We start from the raw sequence: 19,238 nt of genomic DNA, 5'->3' as shown, positions 1-19,238 counted from the left end.
TTTAAATTAAACCAATTCCAACTCTGGCAAACCCTTATGAATCGCTCCTAACCATTCAATTAAGTTATCTAACTGTCTTTGCGGTTTAACCACACCCAAACCGCGCACGATGACTTTTTTGGGTGCGTAGACAAAGCGCGATTTTAAATGCGGGGGAATGTTTTCAGCCAAGAGATTCCAGGCGGGTTCTGCCATTGGGGTTTCTAAGACGATGTTTTGCTGTCCTTCTGGTTTAATGCGCGAAAAACCGATCGCTTTGGCAATTTGTTTGAGTTCCATTACCTGGATTAGCTGTTGAGTTGGGGCGGGAATGCTACCGTAGCGATCTTCCCATTCGGCAGCAATTTGCAGTAGTTCTTTTTTAGAGGTGGCGGTAGCGACTGCCCGATAGGCATCCATTTTTTGGTCGGTATCGGGAATGTAGTTGGCAGGAATAAAGGAAGTTAGTTTGAGATCGACTTGGGTATCTTCGACTTTGGGTATTTCTTGTCCCTGAATTTCCTGGATGGCTTCTTGCAACATTTCCATATAGAGATCGAAACCTACAGTGGTCATTTGCCCCGACTGTTCTGCACCTAATAAGTTACCAACACCGCGTATTTCCATATCTCTAGTAGCTAGTTGATAGCCCGAACCCAATTGCGAAAATTCTTGTAATGCCCTGAGTCTTTTTCTGGCAGTGTCGGATAAGGTTTGTTTGCCTGGATAGAGTAACCAAGCGTGTGCCTGGATGCCCGATCGCCCAACACGTCCTCTCAACTGATATAGTTGCGATAGACCAAATTTTTGTGAGTCTTCAATAATAATTGTATTGACGCGGGGAATATCCAAACCAGATTCGATGATGGTGGTACAGACGAGAATATCTGCTTCGCCGTTGCTAAAAGTCAGCATGGTAGACTCTAATTCCGATTCTGGCATCTGTCCGTGAGCGATCGCAATTCTGGCACTTGGTATCATTTCTCTTAGCTGCGCGCTAATTTCTTCGATGCCTTCGACTCTGGGAACGACATAAAATACCTGTCCGCCTCTGTCTAGTTCGTTGCGGATGGCGTTGCGAACTACTTCAGGATTATAGGGGGAAAGATGGGTTTTAATCGGGCGGCGAGATGGCGGAGGGGTAGTAATTAAGCTCATTTCCCGAATACCCGATAGGGACATATATAAGGTACGAGGAATGGGTGTGGCAGAGAGAGTTAAAACGTCTACCTGAGATTTAAAAGCTTTGATTTTTTCTTTTTGATTGACTCCAAAACGCTGTTCTTCATCTATTACCAGCATTCCCAGATTTTTAAACTTGACATCTTTATTTAATAGCTGGTGCGTACCTACTACTACATCTAATTCTCCTGTCGCCAAACGCTGCATAATTTCTTTTTTTTCGGCAGGAGTGCGGAAACGATTAAGCAAGCCAACATTGATAGGATAGGGGGCAAATCTTTCTTTGAGGGTGTGATAGTGCTGCTGGGTAAGAATAGTAGTCGGGGCGAGAAACGCCACCTGTTTGTTGCCGCTAGTAATCACTTTAAAAATTGCCCGAATTGCTACTTCGGTTTTACCAAAGCCGACATCACCACATACCAAACGATCCATCGGGCGATCGCTCTCTAGATCTATTTTGATATCTTGAGTGGCTTTTAGCTGATCTGGTGTGGGTTGATAGGGGAAAGAGTCTTCTAATTCTTGTTGCCAGGGATTATCGTGAGGATAGGCATAACCAGACTGCTTAGAACGTTTGGCGTAGAGTTTAAGTAAATCTACTGCCAGTTTCTTAATCGATTTGCGGACTTTAGTTTTAGTTTTCGACCAAGAAGCGTTTGCCATCTTATTGAGTTCTGGCGGACGGCTTCCCGTCTGACGAAACCGCGACAGCATATCTAAAGAGTCTGCAGGAACGCGCAAAGTACCATCGGCATACTGTACTACTAAATATTCTCTATGTGATAGGGGTTCGAGTTTGAGAAACTTACCGATGCCGTGATGTTTGTGAACCACATAATCACCAGGGCGTAATTTGTTTATGTCTACTTTCTTAGAAGCGGCGCGGCGGCGTTTGCGAACGTAACTTGCAGTAGCTAGAGTTTGCTGTCCGAAAAATTCCCTATCGGTAACGACGACGATACGGAAGGTAGGTAAAATAAAGCCCGATAGTTCTGCTAAACCAGAATATTTCAAAGCGACAGCAGTATTTTGGATCTGGGCTTTTTCAATTGCCCGAAAGTCGCGAGGATTGGAGATAAACTGTACGGGGCAGTCGTGTTCTTGCAGTAGTGCCACAGAACGGGAAGGTTGTGCTGAAACCAGCCAGGTTTGATATTTATCTAAATTCATCTGGCTATAGATTTCTTGTTTGCCTCTAAGAATTGCCGCGAGTTTGCCAAACTGATGGGGGGTAATGGGAATGGGACGGCTATTGAGATTGTGAACCGATACTGCATCGGGGTTAGCTATTGGCAAACGGGGACTTTCTTCAGCAATTTCGGAAAGATAAATACAGGAAAAGCTTTTGGTATCAACTAGGCAGTCTAAAAAGTCGCTGTGAATTTTAGGTAAGTTTGGTTCGATCCTCTGCCACTGTTCCTCGGCTAATTTAATCCAGCGATCGCTATGTGCCTGACACTGTTCGATTTCGTCGATCGCAATTAAAGTATTGTCTGGTAAATAATCTAAAATCGAGGCGGGTTTGGTAAAAGCAAATCCTAAAAAACGTCGCATTCCTTCAGGAGTAATACCTTCGGCAAAAGCTTCTAATTCGGCATCGGTTAAATAAGCATCGATGTTTTTATTAATTTCTAAAATGCGATCGCTAATAATATTGGCAAAAGAAGTCGGCGTTAATAATAATTGCTCGATCTTATCTAAAGATCTTTGGGTAGCAGGATCGAACTCTTGCAGGCGTTCTAGTTCGTCTCCAAACCATTCTAAGCGCACGGGTAATTCTGCCGAAACGGGAAAAATATCGACAATATCCCCCCGTCTACTCCACTGTCCTTCAGTCTCTACTAAAGGAACGCGATCGTAACCTAACTTGGCTAAAGACTCGTCTAACTGCTTAGATTCTAAACTCATGCCTCTTTGCAGTGTCAGACAATAAGCTTGAAATACATCTGGGGATGGTAAATGGGGCTGTAGCGATCGCTCTGTAGCAATAATTGCTAATGGTTGCTCTTTATTTTCTGACTTGACATCAATAACTGACAACACCTGCATCTGTCCCCAAATTATTTCAGATTCGGGGTCGAAAGGGTCATAAGGAGAAGCTTCAGAAGTAGGGTAAAAATTTACCGTCTGCCAGCCCATTGCCTCTAATTGCGCCGTCCAACGCCCTGCTTCTTCCAGAGTCGGACAAACTATCAATAAGTTTTTGTCTTCTGCCCGTGCCAAACTAGAGCTAACTATGCCTTTAGGTAAGCGCGGCATCCCGTTAAGCAGTAAAGATTGATTTTTGTTTAGTTTTGCGATTAATTCTCTAGTTAAAGGCGATTTTTCAACCGCACGAACGATAGATGCAAAAGCCATAATCGAGGTAAATATGAGTGAGCGAAATTATATCTAATGTGCCAAAACAGCAAAAAATAGTCTATAAAGACTCTAACTAATTAGTATAAATATATCGATCGCTTTTATGGTTTATTGAGTTTGACTGTCATAGTGATGCAGTTGCTACAAATTTAGATAAGTCTAAGATTTATTCTCTAAGTTGAATGAAATTGGCATTGCCGATCTAAAGTAACTTAACGAGCTAGTTGCTAAATTTAAAAACTGGCGACCGCTATCTCAAACAAAATACTTTACTATAAACGATATGCAGCTTGACAACTCTCGTCTCGGTCTAGAACAAGAATTTTTCATCGTAGATACCGAGGGTTTTTTATCCAATCGCGCCGATGAATTTTTGCAACTCTGTCATGAAATAGCAGAATCGCAAAACCGTAAGACAGAATGTTTTGCCCCTGAGTTTGTCAAAAGTATTATTGAAATTAACACCGTTCCAGTTAATAATCTTAGCGAATTAACTCAAGAATATCTCGACCTGCTACAAATCTTGCTAAAAGTAGCCGATCGGCTAGATCTAAGGCTTTATCCCCTATCTACCTATCCTTTATACACCACGCCAGTAATGAGGAATAAACCCAACTATCATTTGCAAGTACGTACCGTAGGAGAGGGAAGATTTGACAATGCAGCCAAGTGTACTGGTACTCACGTTCATTTAGACCTACCCGACAACGTAGTAGATCGTAAAGTTGGTATTGCTTACAATTCTTCTCCCGAAGCGCGATCGCTACTGGTAAATATTTACAATCTGGCTACTGCCTTTGATGCGGCAATAATTGCTTTATCCCGCGCCTGTCCTTTTTACGATGGTAAAGTAGCGGGAAAAGCCATGCGAACCATTCACTACCGAGGTAGCGATCGCTATGCCTGGCAGGGTGTGTATACTAAAATGCAAACTGTAGGTGGTTTGCTGCCCTATGTAGAAACAGCAGAAGAACTAAGCGAACAGCTATTCAATCGCTACCATTGTTGGCTACAGGCAATGGATCGCGCTGGAGTACCTAGAGAAATGTTTTTAGACTCTGGCGGCGAACTGTTAACTGCGGGGTGGAATCCCATTCGTCTCAATTCTGTCGGCACTGTCGAACTTAGAGGCATGGATAGTAACTATCCCGAACTTACACTATCACTCGTGGCTTTAGTTTCCGAAGCTGCTAATCGATTGCGCCGTGAAGGTTTGACAGTTAAACCAAAAAAGGGCATTAAGACTTTTAAATTACAAGACAATGAATTAAATGTACCCGATTTTGACTATCTTAATGGTGAGTTACTCTACGCTGCGGTAACAGAAGGAGTTAACAATGCCGCAGTTAGAGATTATCTCGATTCAATTGTAGAATTTAGCTTCGATCGTAGCGAGCTTTCCGATCGCCTGGCTCACTTTAAAACCGCATTGGGAGAATATACTACTACTGAAGCTCAACTATTAAATAAGTTTAGTACGACAACAGGGGAAATAGATCGAGAAGACGGTCTGGCTTTAGTGCGTTACTGTTGCGATCGCCTGGAAGAAGAAGTAGATTATCTCTGTTCGCAACATTCAGCTAAAAATGCTCTATATTCTAGTTTGGATGAAGTGGGTCGAGAGAATTCCTAATAATAAGTTGACGGGCGATCGCCTAAAAATCTAAACAACGACTAAACAGCCATAAAGACATCATTACTAGCAGCGATTAATTTATCGGCATCGATACCTTTTAAAACTGCTAGAGTTCGATCGGCAAAGCTGATTTCCGTATTGCTATTCATTTGGTTAATAGACAAATCTTCGCTAGCAATACCACCATAGAGTACGATCGTATCTTTATCGATTTTTAAATCGGTAATAGTATCGGTACCTTCACCTTTAGCTAAAACAAAAGTATCTTTGCCACTACCACCTCTTAACCAATCGTCTCCCAAACCACCTCTAATTAGATCGTTTCCTGCTCCACCGTAAATTTTATCGTCTTCCGTACCACCAAACAGGCGATCGCTTCCTTTTTGTCCGTAAATTTTATCCTTATCAGGTCCTCCATAAAGCATGTCGTTGCCACCTGTGGAGGATTTGTTTAGATCTCCTCTTATTATGTCATCACCATGACCACCCCAAATAGAATCATCCCCAAGTCCACCACGTATTATATCGTCACCGTCAAAACCATTGAAGCGTTCGTTTCGATCGGTACCTAATAGTTTTTCCCCTGCATCGGTTCCAGAAATTAGATCGGTACTTCCTGAATGATGTCCGCCATGTACGCCTAATTCTTCTGGCGCATAAATGCCTACATCAGGGTCAGTATTAGCAAAAGTTCCCTCTGAATTTAACGAATGAAACCATCCGTGTAACATCCAGAATTTAGCACTAAAGAGTTTATCTGATTCTGGGAATAGTTTAAAATCAACATTTTGTAAGCGTGAAACTGTTGCTTCGATAGGTACCCCTTCTTCAAATCCATATACTGATTCGGAGTTTAAACTTCCAAGTCCTGTCATCCAAAAGTTTTGATGGATATGCCAGTCATCAGCATTTAGAGTATTAAATGAAGAGGGCGGAAAATCATCTGCTGAGTCAACCATAAGATTTCCCAAAGGATTGTCTGGTGTTACTTCCTGTGTATTAGGTACACGTATATAAAACACAGCCAAAAGATTTCCGTCAAAATCGTAGTTCAAACCTACAGGACGTTTAATATCTGACTCTTTTGAATTTGCAATTTCAATAGCCAAAGAAGCGTTAAAGTAGTGAATACCGTGACCTTCTACTTCTTGGGTAAAAGGTATATAGCCATTGGCGATCGCATTTTCCAGACCGTCGGCACCATAATATTTCATGGTGGCTTGAGTCGCCTGGGCAATTTGTTGGTCTATAAGAGGTACATTTTCTCCTAGAGCATGGATTACATTTTCTATGTCATAGCTGTCTATTTCTCCATTAATATTTGTGTCGTATAAAGGATGATATAATTCGTCTCCCTCTACTGCTTCGTAACGAGCGATAATATCTCTGATATCGGCATTGTCTACATTACCGTCTCCATTGAAGTCGGGAACAGTCAATAATGGGGCAGCAGACTTGCTTGTTTCAGTATGATTATGATTGTGATTTGAACTATGATGTGAATGAGTATGAGTACTCATGGCTAATTCTCCCAATTAATTTTCGATCGATAAGTGCGCTACCGAAGCCGCCACTAATTTTCATCAAAAAATAAAAGGACAATTTTTAATTATCTAAAAAACTTGTCTTGTCTTGTTTCGTGCTAAAAGATCGATTAATGGCAGCTATTTGCCTTTAAAACAGCACTGAAAACTAAATACAGACTCTAGGCTATACCATAGATGTTTGTATTGTATTAAAATATACTATTTATTATAAATAATAGAAAATACAAAATATTACAGTAAACAAAAATCTTTACAAAAAATCAGTATAAACTTTTTTTATTTATTAATTTAAAATTGAAAATCAATGCCTATTTCAGTCGCGAAATAATTAAATGCATTTTTATCATCTCCAGCGCGATCGACATATCGTAACTGTCCGAAAATATCTAATTTACGACTAACTGGAATAGATACGCCAGATTTAATTTGCCAGGTAAAACGAGTATCGTCAGAAAAAACTAGGTCGAAATTATCTGCTAGCTCGAATCGAGAATCTAACTGAGATATACCAATTCCTGGACTGATATACAAAGAAACACCATGAGATTTATTCTCAAGCGGTAAGATAAATCTGGAATTTATAAATATTGCTGTCAAACCATAAGTATCAGCCGCCAAACTGGAAATAGTATCCGAACCTTCAACATCACCACCAAATCGACTAATTTCTAGATCGGTGGCTACATATTTATTAAATTTAATTCCAGCATAAATACTGCCACCAAAGTCAGTATTCAGAGAATCATCGTCAGGAAAAAATAAACCTAAACTTCCTCCAACATAGCCATCTATTCCTGCATTGATTTTTTCATCTTGCTCTAAATTTCTTCTAGTAGGCTGCTGTATATTTAGTTCTCGATTGTATCGTTCTTGGTAAATTTCTTGGTAGCGATCGCAGTCGGGGCTTTGAACTTTATATTGATAGGCATAAGAACTACAATATTGCTTATAATCTTCGTAACTTTCAATATCTCTAGCACTTGCAGGATTATAAATACCCAGCACTATGCAGCTTGCCATACCAGTTACTATGGAAGTATTTTTGAGACTCATTCTAAAATAGACTTATTTTTTGATTGCCTTGCTTATACTTCCCAGAAAATTAGTTCAAACGATCGAATATAATTTTGAATTCATTTGGTGCTGTAAAAGAAATTCATTAGTTAACGAGCGGTTTTTGGGCAATCGCCACAACCATTTTGACAATGATAAACCACTGATTTATCTATAATGTTTTTCTCTCGATCTGAAAAATTAGTTTGCCTGGATAAAAAATTAGCATTTAGTGCTGTATATCTTTAGTGGTAGTTAAATCGATGGTTAGTTCGGTTATTACGAGGGGATATTCTGACTTTAGATAGCTGGCTTTGTGAGAAGATGAGGATATAAATTAACTAAAGAAAACAAATAAAAAACATTTGTTTAGCTTAAATCAAGGAGGTTTGAAAACTTAAGTTAGCTAAATAGCTATCACTAGAGGAAAAAATTATGAAATTCACTACCGCAGCAATTTTGGGATTATTCGCTACACTAACTTTAGTCAATCCCGTCAAGGCAGAATCTCAACCAGCCGAACGGCTACTAAACACAGGTGAATGTAGAGGATGCGATCTTTCAGGAGCAGATCTACAAAATGCTCATTTAATTGGTGTAGATTTGAGAGATGCCAATTTGGAAGGTGCAAATTTATCTGGGGCTAATTTAGAAGGCGCAGATTTATCTGGTGCCGATCTAGAAGGAGCAAACTTAGAATCAGCTTTCTTAACTAACGCTATTCTCAGCCAAGCCGATTTGGATCGCGTCGATCTGACTGCTGCCACTATTCACGATGCTGACGTTGCAGGTGCATCTATGAATGATTTAAATCTAACCAACGCTCAAATTTCCAATACTGGAATTGCAGTCGGTGGAGAATAAATAAACTAACAAAAGCTAGCTGACTTGTGGTAACGACATAACTTAAATATGTCGAATACGCCGCGCTTATATTTCGAGCGTAATTGTGAGATAATCTGAAAAACCAAGAACTAAATTAACGTCAACTCTCTGAATCTTCATAACGATCGGTTAAGTTGGCGAAATTTTATTTTATAAAGTTTTCTTATTTTATCGGTCTAGCGCTCGATGCTTCCTCGCCAAGATATAGTTACAATTTTTTCTACTTTTGTTCAGTTTGACTGCGATCGCTTTAATAGTTGGGCAACCGATCCCCGTTTGCGCCGCAGTATGCAGCAACACCATTCACAAGTAGAGCGAGCTTCAGAAAATTTTTGGACAATATACTGGCACAAGCTTTGGCATCAACAACCACAAAGTATAGCCAAACAGCATTTAGCTGCTTATTTACAAGAGGTTTGCTACTGGTCGGCAAGTAAGACAATTACTGGTTTTAGCAATACTCAATATGGAGTTGCCGACTGTTTTCAACTGGCAATTTTAGAAATCGAGCGAGTTCTCAACGGTTTCGATCGCGAACGAGGGTTTAATTTAAAAAGCTATGCCAGCATTACTTTTGGCAATGTTATTCGCGAACTGTTGCGCCAAAAAAAAGAACTCGATATCTGTTCGGATTGGTCGCTGTTGCGAAAACTCAGTCAAAAGCGGTTAACCGAATCTTTGAGCAATGCAGGATTAGATGAAACAGCCATCGAACGCTACGTTTTAGCCTGTAATTGTTTGAAAACTATTTACGTTCCCGAACGAGCAAACTCGACACGCAAACTGCCAAAACCCCAACCAGAGACCTGGCAGGCGATCGCCGAATTATACAACCAAGAGCGACAAAAACTATCTTCTCCTGGAGACTCTGCTACAGCTGCAAGTATAGAAAAAGCGGTATTTGCCTGTGTTCGAGCGGCTCGCTCCTATTTATTTCCCAGCGTTACCTCAATTGACAAACCAAAGCCTGGGTATGATTCTGGAACTATAGCCGATAGTTTAGTAGGAGAAGTAGATGATTCTCTGTTAACTGAAATGATCGCTAGCGAAGAAGTTGCTCGTCGCAGCCAACAGCAGACAGACATCAATCAATTTTTAACCACGACTATTGAGGCTTTAAATGCAGAAGACCGCGAACTACTAGAACTTTATTACGCACGGCAGTTAAAACAATCTCAAATAGCCAAACAGTTAAACACCCAGCAATATAGCATTTCGCGCAAGTTATCAAAAGTCAGAAAAACGCTCCTCAAATCTTTGGCTGTTTGGAGTAAGGATACTATGCATATATCCCTAACCTCGGACATACTAAAAAGCATTAGCTCGTTATTAGAAGAATGGCTAGCTAGTTACTACAGCAAAGAATAAACGCTCGAAATTAACCAGGAGTCCTTCCGCCATGACTGCGATCGATCTTTTCAATCCCGCTCACCTAGTATTAGATTTTCCACAATCTATCTTACAGTCTGCTTGGACTAAAAGTCAGGCGACAGCTAATTCTAACAGTCGTTGGCAATCTTATTTTGATCGTGTTGTGCTAGCTGTTTTTTTACCCTGGTTGCGATCGGAAGCAGAAGGTATTGTAGTCGAGACTTCAACGAACAAAACTACCAGAGAAAGTATTTGGGAACTAGTTGGTGGTACCTCTATAGTTTATGGAGATGCCAAGCTGGTTTTGATTGCTTCGGAAACAGAAGATTTTAGTGAATTTAGAGTGGCTAGAGAGTGGTTAGATATTCCTGAATGGGTAGCAGATTACTACTTAGCAGTACAGGTAAATGTAGATGAAGGTTATCTGCGAGTTTGGGGATATACTACCCATCAAAAACTTAAACAAGAAGGAATTTACAGTCATAGCGATCGCACCTATTCTCTAACAGAAACTCAAATGATTGCCGACTTAGATGTGCTGTGGGTAGCAAGAGAGGTTTGTCCCGACGAACCAACTCAAGCCGAAGCGACAGTTATACCTGAAATATCAGCAGCACAAGCTAATAATTTAATTCAACGTTTGGGCAATGACGATATTATTTTACCGAGATTGGCAATTCCTTTTGAAATTTGGGCTGGATTGATTCAAAATCCCAACTGGTGTCAAAGTTTGGCTAATAAAAGGCGCGGGGCAATTTCTTCTTTTTCTGTAGCTCGATGGTTGCACAATGAAATATCTAATTTGTCAGAAGAAGTATCCAAACTAACAGAGTTGGGCTGGCGACAAATTCAGTTTCAACCCAGCGCGATCGGTGCTAGAGATGCAGCAACCGCAAGCGATACTGCTTTGGCTTTAGTCAAACAGCTTACGATTGAGAACCGTCCCTACGAACTAAAAATTATGCCTATAGTCGAAGAACGAGGAACGTGGCGGTTTGAACTGCGAAGCCTCACTTTAGGCGGTACGATTCCCAAAGGGTTTAAACTCAGACTACTAACTGAGGATATGCAGAATTTTCCCGATAACGAAGATGTAGCAATTGAAGCTGTAGAGTTACTTTACCTTGAAGTTAGCTTGGACTCTGGCGAAGGTTTAGTTTGGCAGGTAGAACCAAGTCCCGACAACGAGCGATCGGAAATATTGCGTTTTTGAAATACGAGCGCAACTTTGTTTAAGTTTTGTTGACAAGCTACAATCTGTTCTTTTTAATAGCTATCATATAGCGGTGAGAATAAAAAGATTAACGATAAAGTTTGCATTTCAGTATTGAGTTTTTCCGCGAAGTATTGAGCTAGTTCTTTTTCCGAGTAATCTTGTCTCTCGAAACACAACGATCGCTGAGAAGGCAACAAAAAACTTATGTCAATTTATGTAGGCAATCTCAACTATGAGATTAACAAGCAAGACCTAAGCGAAGTATTCGCTGAATATGGCACTGTCAAAAGAGTTCATCTACCAACAGACCGCGAGACAGGTCGTGTTAGAGGTTTTGGCTTTGTAGAATTAGAAAACGAAGCTGAAGAAGAAAAAGCAATTGCCACTTTAAACGGTGCAGAATGGATGGGACGCGAGCTAAAAGTCAATAAAGCTAGACCTCGTTAAGCTCATATATTAATCTAAATCACGCTCCTAAAAATGTTAGATTTACTCTGTCATTTTTGGGAGCTTTTTTGTTTTTCTTAATATCTTAAATAGAATTCTTATTTCTAAATAGTGTTACAATCCTCTCAGATGCTAGGGGTGCCTGATGCTGATAGTGGCTGAGATATACCCTCAGAACCTGATCTGGTTAGAACCAGCGTAAGGGAAGCTGTTTATTAAGGAAAAAATTAATAATATGAGACAAGAATGGGTCGCCAAGCGGCGCGGACAAGGCAACGTATCCCAGATGCACTACGCTCGTCAGGGATTAATCACCGAAGAAATGAACTATGTTGCTCGGCGGGAAAATTTACCCGTAGACTTAATCCGCGAGGAAGTAGCAAGAGGTAGAATGATTATCCCTGCTAATATCAATCATGTTAATTTAGAGCCGATGTGTATTGGTATTGCTTCTTCTTGTAAGGTAAACGCTAATATTGGTGCTTCTCCTAACTCATCAGATATCAATGAAGAAGTAGCCAAGCTAAATTTGGCGGTTAAGTATGGTGCCGATACCGTAATGGATCTTTCTACTGGTGGCGGAAATCTCGACGAAATTCGTCAAACTATTATTAATGCTTCTCCAGTACCCATTGGTACAGTACCGATTTATCAAGCTTTAGAAAGCGTACACGGCAGCATTGAAAATCTGGCTGCTGAAGATTTTCTACATATAATCGAAAAACATGCTCAGCAGGGTGTGGACTACATGACCATTCATGCAGGTATCCTGATTGAGTATTTGCCCTTAGTTAGAGATCGTCTGACAGGTATTGTCTCTCGCGGAGGCGGTATTATTGCCAGATGGATGCTGCATCATCACAAACAAAATCCTCTCTACACTCATTTTGACGACATCATCGAAATTTTTAAAAAATACGATGTTTCTTTTAGTCTGGGTGATTCTCTACGTCCAGGCTGCACTCACGATGCTTCTGACGAAGCGCAGCTAGCCGAATTAAAAACTTTAGGGGAACTAACCCGTCGCGCTTGGAAACATGATGTACAGGTAATGGTTGAAGGTCCAGGGCACGTACCGATGGATCAGATTGAGTTTAATGTTAAAAAGCAAATGGAAGAGTGTAGCGAAGCACCTTTCTACGTACTAGGTCCTTTAGTGACCGATATTGCCCCTGGTTACGATCATATTACTTCAGCGATCGGAGCGGCAATGGCTGGCTGGTATGGTACGGCAATGCTTTGTTATGTTACCCCTAAAGAACATTTAGGGCTACCCGATGCTGAAGACGTGCGTAGTGGCTTGATTGCTTATAAAATAGCGGCTCATGCGGCTGATATTGCCCGTCACCGTCACGGTGCTAGAGATAGAGACGACGAGCTTTCTAAAGCACGCTATAACTTTGATTGGGAACGTCAGTTTGAACTTTCTCTCGATCCAGAACGAGCTAGAGAATATCATGACGAAACTCTTCCTGCAGATATTTATAAAACTGCGGAATTTTGCTCGATGTGCGGTCCTAAATTCTGTCCGATGCAAACTAAAGTCGATGCCGATGCCCTAACCGAGTTAGAAAAGTTTCTAGCTAAAGAAAGTGCAACCGTAGCTCAAAGTTAATTACGCTGAATTAATGATTTGTATGTAAACGCTGTATGGTTTTGCTTACAGCGTTTATTTTTTTAAGGAATTTTAATTCATGCCTTAAATAAAGGGCATGGAATGCCCATTGCCAACCTCACTACTGCTGCTAACAGAAGTAAGAAACAAATTTTTCCTTTACTTGACAGTGTAAAACTCAAAATCCTCAAGCCAGGTAATCCAAAAAGAAGAGTTAAAATTTTAGCGGCACCCCATTGGTTACGACTCGAAAGAAAAGCGTTCTGCATTAAGAATTAAAGATATTCGTTCCCAATTTCCCAAACCAAGCTACCAAACCCAGAAAAATCGAGGTAGACCAATTAAAATATCTGTTCCCAGATTTAAACAAGAGTGGTGTTTTGCTTGGTATCAAAGAAAATATCGTCGCCTTGTCATTAGATGGGAGCGGCAAAAAGCTAATTTTGATGCCTTCTTATTTCTAGCTACTATCCACATTTGGATCGATCGATTATTAGTGGGATAGGTTCATAAGAAATAAAGATCGTAGAATCATACCTAAAGCCAGCAACGCCATAATCAAGTTAATAAATTTAATCACTATGTCTAATATCCAAAATCATGCAGTCACTATTGCTCCTTTAGACGAATACAATCGACAACTGCTGGCAAATGTTCATCCGCCTGAGTGGCAAAATCCCAACCCAGCCAGTTGCTATGACTTAGTTGTAATTGGTGCTGGTACCGCAGGTTTAGTTACTGCCAAGGGAGCAGCAGGCTTGGGTATTGGGGTCAAAGTAGCTTTAATTGAAAAAAATCTCATGGGAGGAGACTGTCTTAATGTCGGGTGCGTACCATCAAAATGCATCATTCGTTCTTCGCGCGTGGCAGCAACAGTAAAACAAGCCGAAGCTTACGGCGTGCGGTCGTCCAACGAGATCGATATTGATTTTGCTAAAGTCATGTCTAGAATGCGCGCCATTAGAACTAAAATCAGTCCTGTTGATTCGGCAGCTAGTGCTAAAAAGGATGGGGTAGATGTCTTTTTTGGCGAGGCTAGTTTTGCTGGCGACAATAAAATTACTGTCGGTAACCAAACTCTAAAATTTAAAAAAGCTGTAATTGCCACTGGAGCTAGAGCCGTAAATCCTCAAATTGAGGGTTTGGCAGAAGCTGGCTATTTAACTAATGAAACCGTTTTTTCCCTAACCGAACTTCCTCAAAGATTGGCAGTTATTGGCGGTGGTCCTATTGGTTGCGAATTAGCACAGGCGTTTAGGCGGTTGGGTGGTGAAGTTATTTTGTTGCATAAAAGTTCTCAAATTTTAAATAAAGAAGATCTTGAAGCTGCCTCAATGGTGAGCAAAGTATTTACCCAAGAAGGTATTAGTTTGGTGTTGGATTGCCAGATACAAAGAGTAGAGTTAACTGACGAAGGTAAAGAAATTTATTTTAGCAGCGGCGGTCGAGAAGATTCAGTTTTAGTCGATGAGATTTTAGCTGGTGTGGGAAGGCAACCTAATGTAGAAGGTTTGAATTTAGAAGCAGCAGGAGTAGAGTACGATGCAAAAAAAGGAGTAAAAGTTAACGATAATCTGCAAACTAGCAACCCTAAAATATATGCTGCGGGGGATATTTGCATGAGTTGGAAATTTACCCACGCTGCCGATGCCGCAGCTAGAATCGTCATTAAAAATACTTTATTTGCTCCTTTTGGACTGGGACAATCCAAACTTAGCAATTTAGTGATGCCCTGGGTAACTTATACCGCTCCCGAAATTGCTCATGTAGGAATGTACGAGCATGACGCTCGGTCTAAAGGTATAGATTGCAATACTATTAAAATCGATTTTGACGATGTAGACCGCGCTCTAGCAGACGGAGAAGCTGGGTTTTTTAAAATAGTTCATAAACGAGGTTCGGACAAAATTTTAGGAGCGACTATCGTAGCCAATCATGCTGGAGAAATGATAAGTGAAATTACAACTGCTATGGTAGGTGGTCTGGGTTTGAGCGATCTGGCTGCCGTTATTCATCCCTATCCCACGCAAGCCGAAGCCATAAAAAAAGCCGCCGATGCCTATCGACGTACTTTACTAACTGCCAAAACTAAAACTTTTTTAAGATTTTTGACCAAGTTATCTTAAACTGGCATCTAGCTTATTTTTCAATCGTAGCTGTAGCGATTGCCAAAGGTTTGCGGAGAACAAATAAGGCTAGTAATGCAAGCAGATGAACCGACCAATGAGCAATGACCAAACCCCAAATCAGGCAGGCAATCGACATTCCTACAGCCAATAAGCCATAAATTTCATAGTTAGTGCGTAGGTATAAAATTATGCTAACTAATGCGGCTGCAAATAATAAAATTGGAAACATGGGGATCGCCACTCTCGACCTCCTTTTTTAGTAAGGGAACAAAAAGTTATTTGGTAATTAGATAAATTATTTTTATATATTTTATTTATCTTTCTTATATTATAGTTCAGCCGTCGATTGAAAGTGTTAAATAAATAGCAAAATATTGATAACGACAAACTTCTTTGCAAAACTTTAAATCGTCTAGCGATCGTGTTAAATCTGTCGATCCCCATATATTTCATCTGTGGTTTTTAGCTTCGACACTCCCTCTTTATTTATCTGTTGGAGAGCAATTTCGGCGGCACGTTTTTGAGCTTCTTGTTTGCGTCTTCCTTTACCAATACCGTAAACTTTGCCATTAACTAGCACTCTTGCAGTAAACTGCTTGGCATGGTCTGGTCCTGTGGCATCAATAATTTCATAGGTAGGAGTCGTACCGCAATTTGATAATGCCCATTGCTGAAAGCGATTTTTACTGTCGATAAAAGTTTCTGTCTTTCCTCGAACGCTAGCTCCCAGATTGTAATCTCCCACTTGTTCTCTGGCTAGAGCGGTAAATATTGGCGTGACATAAGCGCGGACGGCATCTATCCCCGCATCTAAAAAATATGCCCCAATTACGGCTTCAAAAGTATCGTTGAGTAAAGAAGGATTACTTCTGCCACCCATTTTTTCCGCTCCTCTACCCAGGCGCATCAGTTCACCCAAACTCAACTCCGCACCGAGTTTTCCCAACTGTTTTTCGTCTACCAAACGCGATCGCAAGTGAGTTAACTGTGCTTCATTCATCTTTGGATAGAGTTGGTAGAGCATCTCTCCTACCAAAAAACCCAATACCGCATCGCCCAAAAATTCCAGACGTTCGTTATCTCCAAAAGTCCCAGAATTCTCGTTGACATAAGAACGGTGAGTTAAAGCCAGATCGAATAAAGCGCGATCGCGCAATATAGGAAGTTTGGGATTCATATTTTCAGCAACATTAAGCAATGAGCAATGAGCAATGAGCAGAACTACAATGAACAATTCTTTATTCAACAGCTAAACTCAGCAGTTAAGTCTAACTGCTTACTGTTCATTGTTCACTGTTAAAGTAACTTTTCCTATTGCTTTACCCGATTCTAACAGTCGATGGGCGGCGGCAACTTCTGCCAGAGTAAATGTATGGCGATCGACAAGGGGTTTTACCTGACCCTCATCGACAGCTTTTACCAATTGAGTCAAAATTTCTCCGTGATGCTCTTTACCAAGTTTATGCAGCATGGGAATTAACATAAACACTAAATGCAGAGTTAATCCTTTGGCATGAAGTAATGACAGATCTGGCGACGAACGAGCCACTGTAGAAACTACTGTTCCATTCAAAGCCGCTGCCTGAAACGCACTTGACAAATGGTCGTTACCAACAGTATCGAAGACAACATCAAAACCTTTGCCGTTGGTATATTCATCTATGTATGCTTCTACCGACTGTTGGCGATAGTTAATAACATAGTCCGCACCGAGTTGATTAGCGAGTTGGGCTTTTTCTGCATCGGAAACGGTAGCATATACCGTCGCACCTGCCCATTTGGCTAACTGTACCCCTAGATGACCGACTCCGCCAGTTCCGCCATAGACTAAAACTTTTTGCTGCGGACGCACTTTAGCGCGATCGATTAATCCTTCCCAGGCGGTAATCGATACTAAAGGTAAGGCTGCTGCCTGTTGCCAATTAAGAGATTTAGGTTTGCGAGCAATTAAGCTCACGTCGGCAACCATAAACTCTGCTAACGCTCCTCCATAACCTTTTACTCCGCCAGCGCAGCCATAAACTTCATCTCCTGGCTGAAATTCGGTAACATCTGTACCAACGGCTTCGATAACACCTGCCACATCTCCGTGTAAAACAGCAGGAAAATCTGGGGCAATTTGAGGAGCTTTGCCACTACGAATTTTACAGTCTACGGGATTGACGCTGGTTGCCATAACGCGAATTAACACCTGACCTAGATTAACTTCTGGCTGCGGTAGCTCTCTTGCTTGGAAAACATCAGGATCGCCAAACTGTTCGATTATATATGCCTGCATAGTTATTATTTTGTCTAAAAACTGCTTTGTAATTCTGCTGCTGCTTGTTTAAGGGGTTCGAGTAAACTAAGAGAAAGCTGAAATTTATTTAATCGATACTTTTTAGGCTCGGATGAATCTAAATTGAAACCATGATAATCTACTCCACCAGTAACCAATAAATTGTTAGCGCGACAAAACTCTCTTAATTTATTGATTCTAATTGCAGAATGATGGGGATGATATACCTCAATTCCTAACAACCCCCCAGCCAATAATTCTGGTAACACCTCTTCAAATTTACCACCGCGAAATAAATAGGGATGCGCCCAAACAGGTACGGCACCACAGTCTCGAAGTAGAGCAATACCTTCTATTACCGAAAATTTTTCGTAATGAACGTAGGCAGGTTTATCTTCACCTAAAAAGCGATCGAATGCTTCTTTAGTTGACTTGACATAGCCTGCTTCTACCATAGCGCGAGCAATGTGGGGACGAGCAATTGCCATGTTGCCCGACATTTCAGGTAAGGTAATGGGAAATCCCATTTCAGCTAGAATAGCTATCATTTCTGCGGCTCTTCTTTTTCTGCCTGCTATTCTTTCTGTTACGGGTTCGCTTAATAACTCCGCTTGAGGATAATAACCTAAAATATGCAGCGATCGCCCATTGTGAACTGTACTGAGTTCGATTCCAGGCACGATTTCTATCTGGTACGATCTAGCTGCCGTCTTAGCTTCATCCCAACCCGCTATCGTATCGTGGTCGGTAATAGCTAAAGCTTTGACACCAGCATTAGCCGCAGCAGAAACTAACTGTTGTGGCGTTAATGTTCCGTCAGAATAAGTAGTGTGAGCGTGTAGTTCGAGCATGGTTATTAGTGGCAACTATAGCAAAAGTCAAAAGTTAAAAGTCAAAAATCGCGCCCTAAGATGTTTAACTTGTTGACAATTGACAGAGCAATTATTGTTAAGCATTTATCGACTGTAGTGTTCACTGTTCTCTGTTCAATGATACCGAGGTGTCCTATTTCTTCTGTCTACTGCTATAACTACTAGTTTAATTAGATTGCGCCACAATTTGCCGTACTAGAGCGATCGCGTCTCGGGCGTTGTTAGCAATTAAGACATTTTCTGGAGACAAATTAGTAAAAAACTCCTTACTAGAAATATCTTCGGTTAGCAAAATGACCTTTTTACCGTTTTTTATGGCTAAAGCCACTTCAGAAGCCGTTCCCGCACCCATTCCGCAGGCAATTACTACCTTAGCAGTAAGCACGTTAATATTATTACGAGCATTTCCCAAGTCGGTAATAATAGCGAGATCTACAGCTTCGGAAATGTCTGTAGTATCTTTGCCAGGCAAGATCCCAATCGTCAATCCGTCTGAGGCTTTTGCTCCTTTACTAGCGGCATCCATTACGCCAGCTTTCCTGCCTCCAGTCAACAACACCCAACCGCGATCGGCAATTAATTTACCTAACTCATAGGCGTTTTTAATATCCAGGGCAGTGGCTTTTTCTCCCGCACCCATTACGCCAATAATTAATTTGGGCATAAT

The 19,238-nt window shown here is 41.0% G+C and carries 15 protein-coding genes and 1 riboswitch; of the genes, 7 read left to right on the top strand and 8 right to left on the bottom strand.

The genetic code is table 11. The annotated features are described in order from the left end of the window. Window positions 1-6: 6 nt before the first annotated feature. Complete coding sequence (gene mfd, locus KV40_RS04555) at window positions 7-3,519, bottom strand: transcription-repair coupling factor (protein ID WP_036478384.1); 3,513 nt, start codon at window positions 3,517-3,519, stop codon at window positions 7-9. 286 nt (window positions 3,520-3,805) lie between these two features. Between mfd and KV40_RS04550 the strand changes: the two genes are divergently transcribed. Further along, the gene (locus KV40_RS04550; RefSeq protein ID WP_036478383.1) at window positions 3,806-5,155 is read left to right on the top strand and encodes a glutamate-cysteine ligase family protein; all 1,350 of its coding nucleotides are present in this window, start codon (window positions 3,806-3,808) and stop codon (window positions 5,153-5,155) included. 41 nt (window positions 5,156-5,196) lie between these two features. On the opposite strand, the gene KV40_RS04545 is transcribed toward KV40_RS04550, so the two are convergent. Beyond that, window positions 5,197-6,678, bottom strand: coding sequence for a dockerin type I domain-containing protein (locus KV40_RS04545; RefSeq protein WP_036478382.1), 1,482 nt, complete (start codon window positions 6,676-6,678; stop codon window positions 5,197-5,199). Between the two features lie 315 nt (window positions 6,679-6,993). Beyond that, on the bottom strand, window positions 6,994-7,758 hold the full coding sequence (locus KV40_RS04540) for an outer membrane beta-barrel protein (RefSeq protein WP_036478381.1): 765 nt from the start codon (window positions 7,756-7,758) through the stop codon (window positions 6,994-6,996). A 435-nt stretch (window positions 7,759-8,193) separates the two neighbouring features. Here KV40_RS04540 and KV40_RS04535 point away from each other — a divergent pair, with 435 nt between their 5' ends. The 6 genes from KV40_RS04535 to KV40_RS04510 all read left to right on the top strand — a co-directional run bounded on the left by KV40_RS04535 (window position 8,194) and on the right by KV40_RS04510 (window position 15,418). Further along, complete coding sequence (locus tag KV40_RS04535; RefSeq protein ID WP_036478380.1) at window positions 8,194-8,622, top strand: pentapeptide repeat-containing protein; 429 nt, start codon at window positions 8,194-8,196, stop codon at window positions 8,620-8,622. 207 nt (window positions 8,623-8,829) lie between these two features. Then, window positions 8,830-10,011: a sigma-70 family RNA polymerase sigma factor gene (locus KV40_RS04530; RefSeq protein WP_036478379.1), complete on the top strand. Its 1,182-nt coding sequence runs from the start codon at window positions 8,830-8,832 to the stop codon at window positions 10,009-10,011. 31 nt (window positions 10,012-10,042) lie between these two features. Continuing rightward, a complete protein-coding gene (locus tag KV40_RS04525) occupies window positions 10,043-11,227 on the top strand; it encodes a DUF1822 family protein (protein WP_036478378.1) in 1,185 nt (394 codons plus the stop codon). Between the two features lie 207 nt (window positions 11,228-11,434). Continuing rightward, window positions 11,435-11,677 carry an RNA-binding protein gene (locus tag KV40_RS04520; RefSeq protein WP_036478440.1) on the top strand — a complete coding sequence of 81 codons (243 nt, stop codon included), beginning with the start codon at window positions 11,435-11,437 and terminating at the stop codon, window positions 11,675-11,677. 124 nt (window positions 11,678-11,801) lie between these two features. Then, window positions 11,802-11,900: riboswitch (TPP riboswitch) on the top strand. Window positions 11,901-11,912: 12 nt separating this feature from the next. Next, window positions 11,913-13,292: a phosphomethylpyrimidine synthase gene (gene thiC / locus KV40_RS04515; RefSeq protein ID WP_036478377.1), complete on the top strand. Its 1,380-nt coding sequence runs from the start codon at window positions 11,913-11,915 to the stop codon at window positions 13,290-13,292. A 581-nt stretch (window positions 13,293-13,873) separates the two neighbouring features. Further along, entirely contained in the window at window positions 13,874-15,418 is a 1,545-nt protein-coding gene (locus KV40_RS04510; protein ID WP_036478376.1) for a mercuric reductase, read from the top strand. A 13-nt stretch (window positions 15,419-15,431) separates the two neighbouring features. Here KV40_RS04510 and KV40_RS04505 read toward each other — a convergent pair whose 3' ends face one another. The 5 genes from KV40_RS04505 to KV40_RS04485 all read right to left on the bottom strand — a co-directional run bounded on the left by KV40_RS04505 (window position 15,432) and on the right by KV40_RS04485 (window position 19,235). Further along, entirely contained in the window at window positions 15,432-15,650 is a 219-nt protein-coding gene (locus KV40_RS04505; protein ID WP_216595524.1) for a hypothetical protein, read from the bottom strand. A gap of 195 nt (window positions 15,651-15,845) precedes the next feature. Beyond that, entirely contained in the window at window positions 15,846-16,598 is a 753-nt protein-coding gene (rnc, locus tag KV40_RS04500) for a ribonuclease III (protein ID WP_036478374.1), read from the bottom strand. A 99-nt stretch (window positions 16,599-16,697) separates the two neighbouring features. Further along, window positions 16,698-17,699 (bottom strand): zinc-dependent alcohol dehydrogenase family protein, encoded by a 1,002-nt coding sequence (locus tag KV40_RS04495; protein WP_036478373.1) that lies wholly within the window; start codon window positions 17,697-17,699, stop codon window positions 16,698-16,700. A gap of 14 nt (window positions 17,700-17,713) precedes the next feature. Further along, complete coding sequence (locus KV40_RS04490) at window positions 17,714-18,550, bottom strand: PHP domain-containing protein (protein WP_036478372.1); 837 nt, start codon at window positions 18,548-18,550, stop codon at window positions 17,714-17,716. Between the two features lie 187 nt (window positions 18,551-18,737). Further along, window positions 18,738-19,235 (bottom strand): LOG family protein, encoded by a 498-nt coding sequence (locus KV40_RS04485; RefSeq protein WP_036478371.1) that lies wholly within the window; start codon window positions 19,233-19,235, stop codon window positions 18,738-18,740. Between the last annotated feature and the right edge of the window lie 3 nt (window positions 19,236-19,238).

It is taken from the genome of Myxosarcina sp. GI1 (assembly GCF_000756305.1).
Taxonomy (GTDB): domain Bacteria; phylum Cyanobacteriota; class Cyanobacteriia; order Cyanobacteriales; family Xenococcaceae; genus Myxosarcina.
The sequence above is the reverse complement of the archived record's forward strand: the minus strand, read 5'-3'. Positions and strand labels throughout refer to the sequence as shown.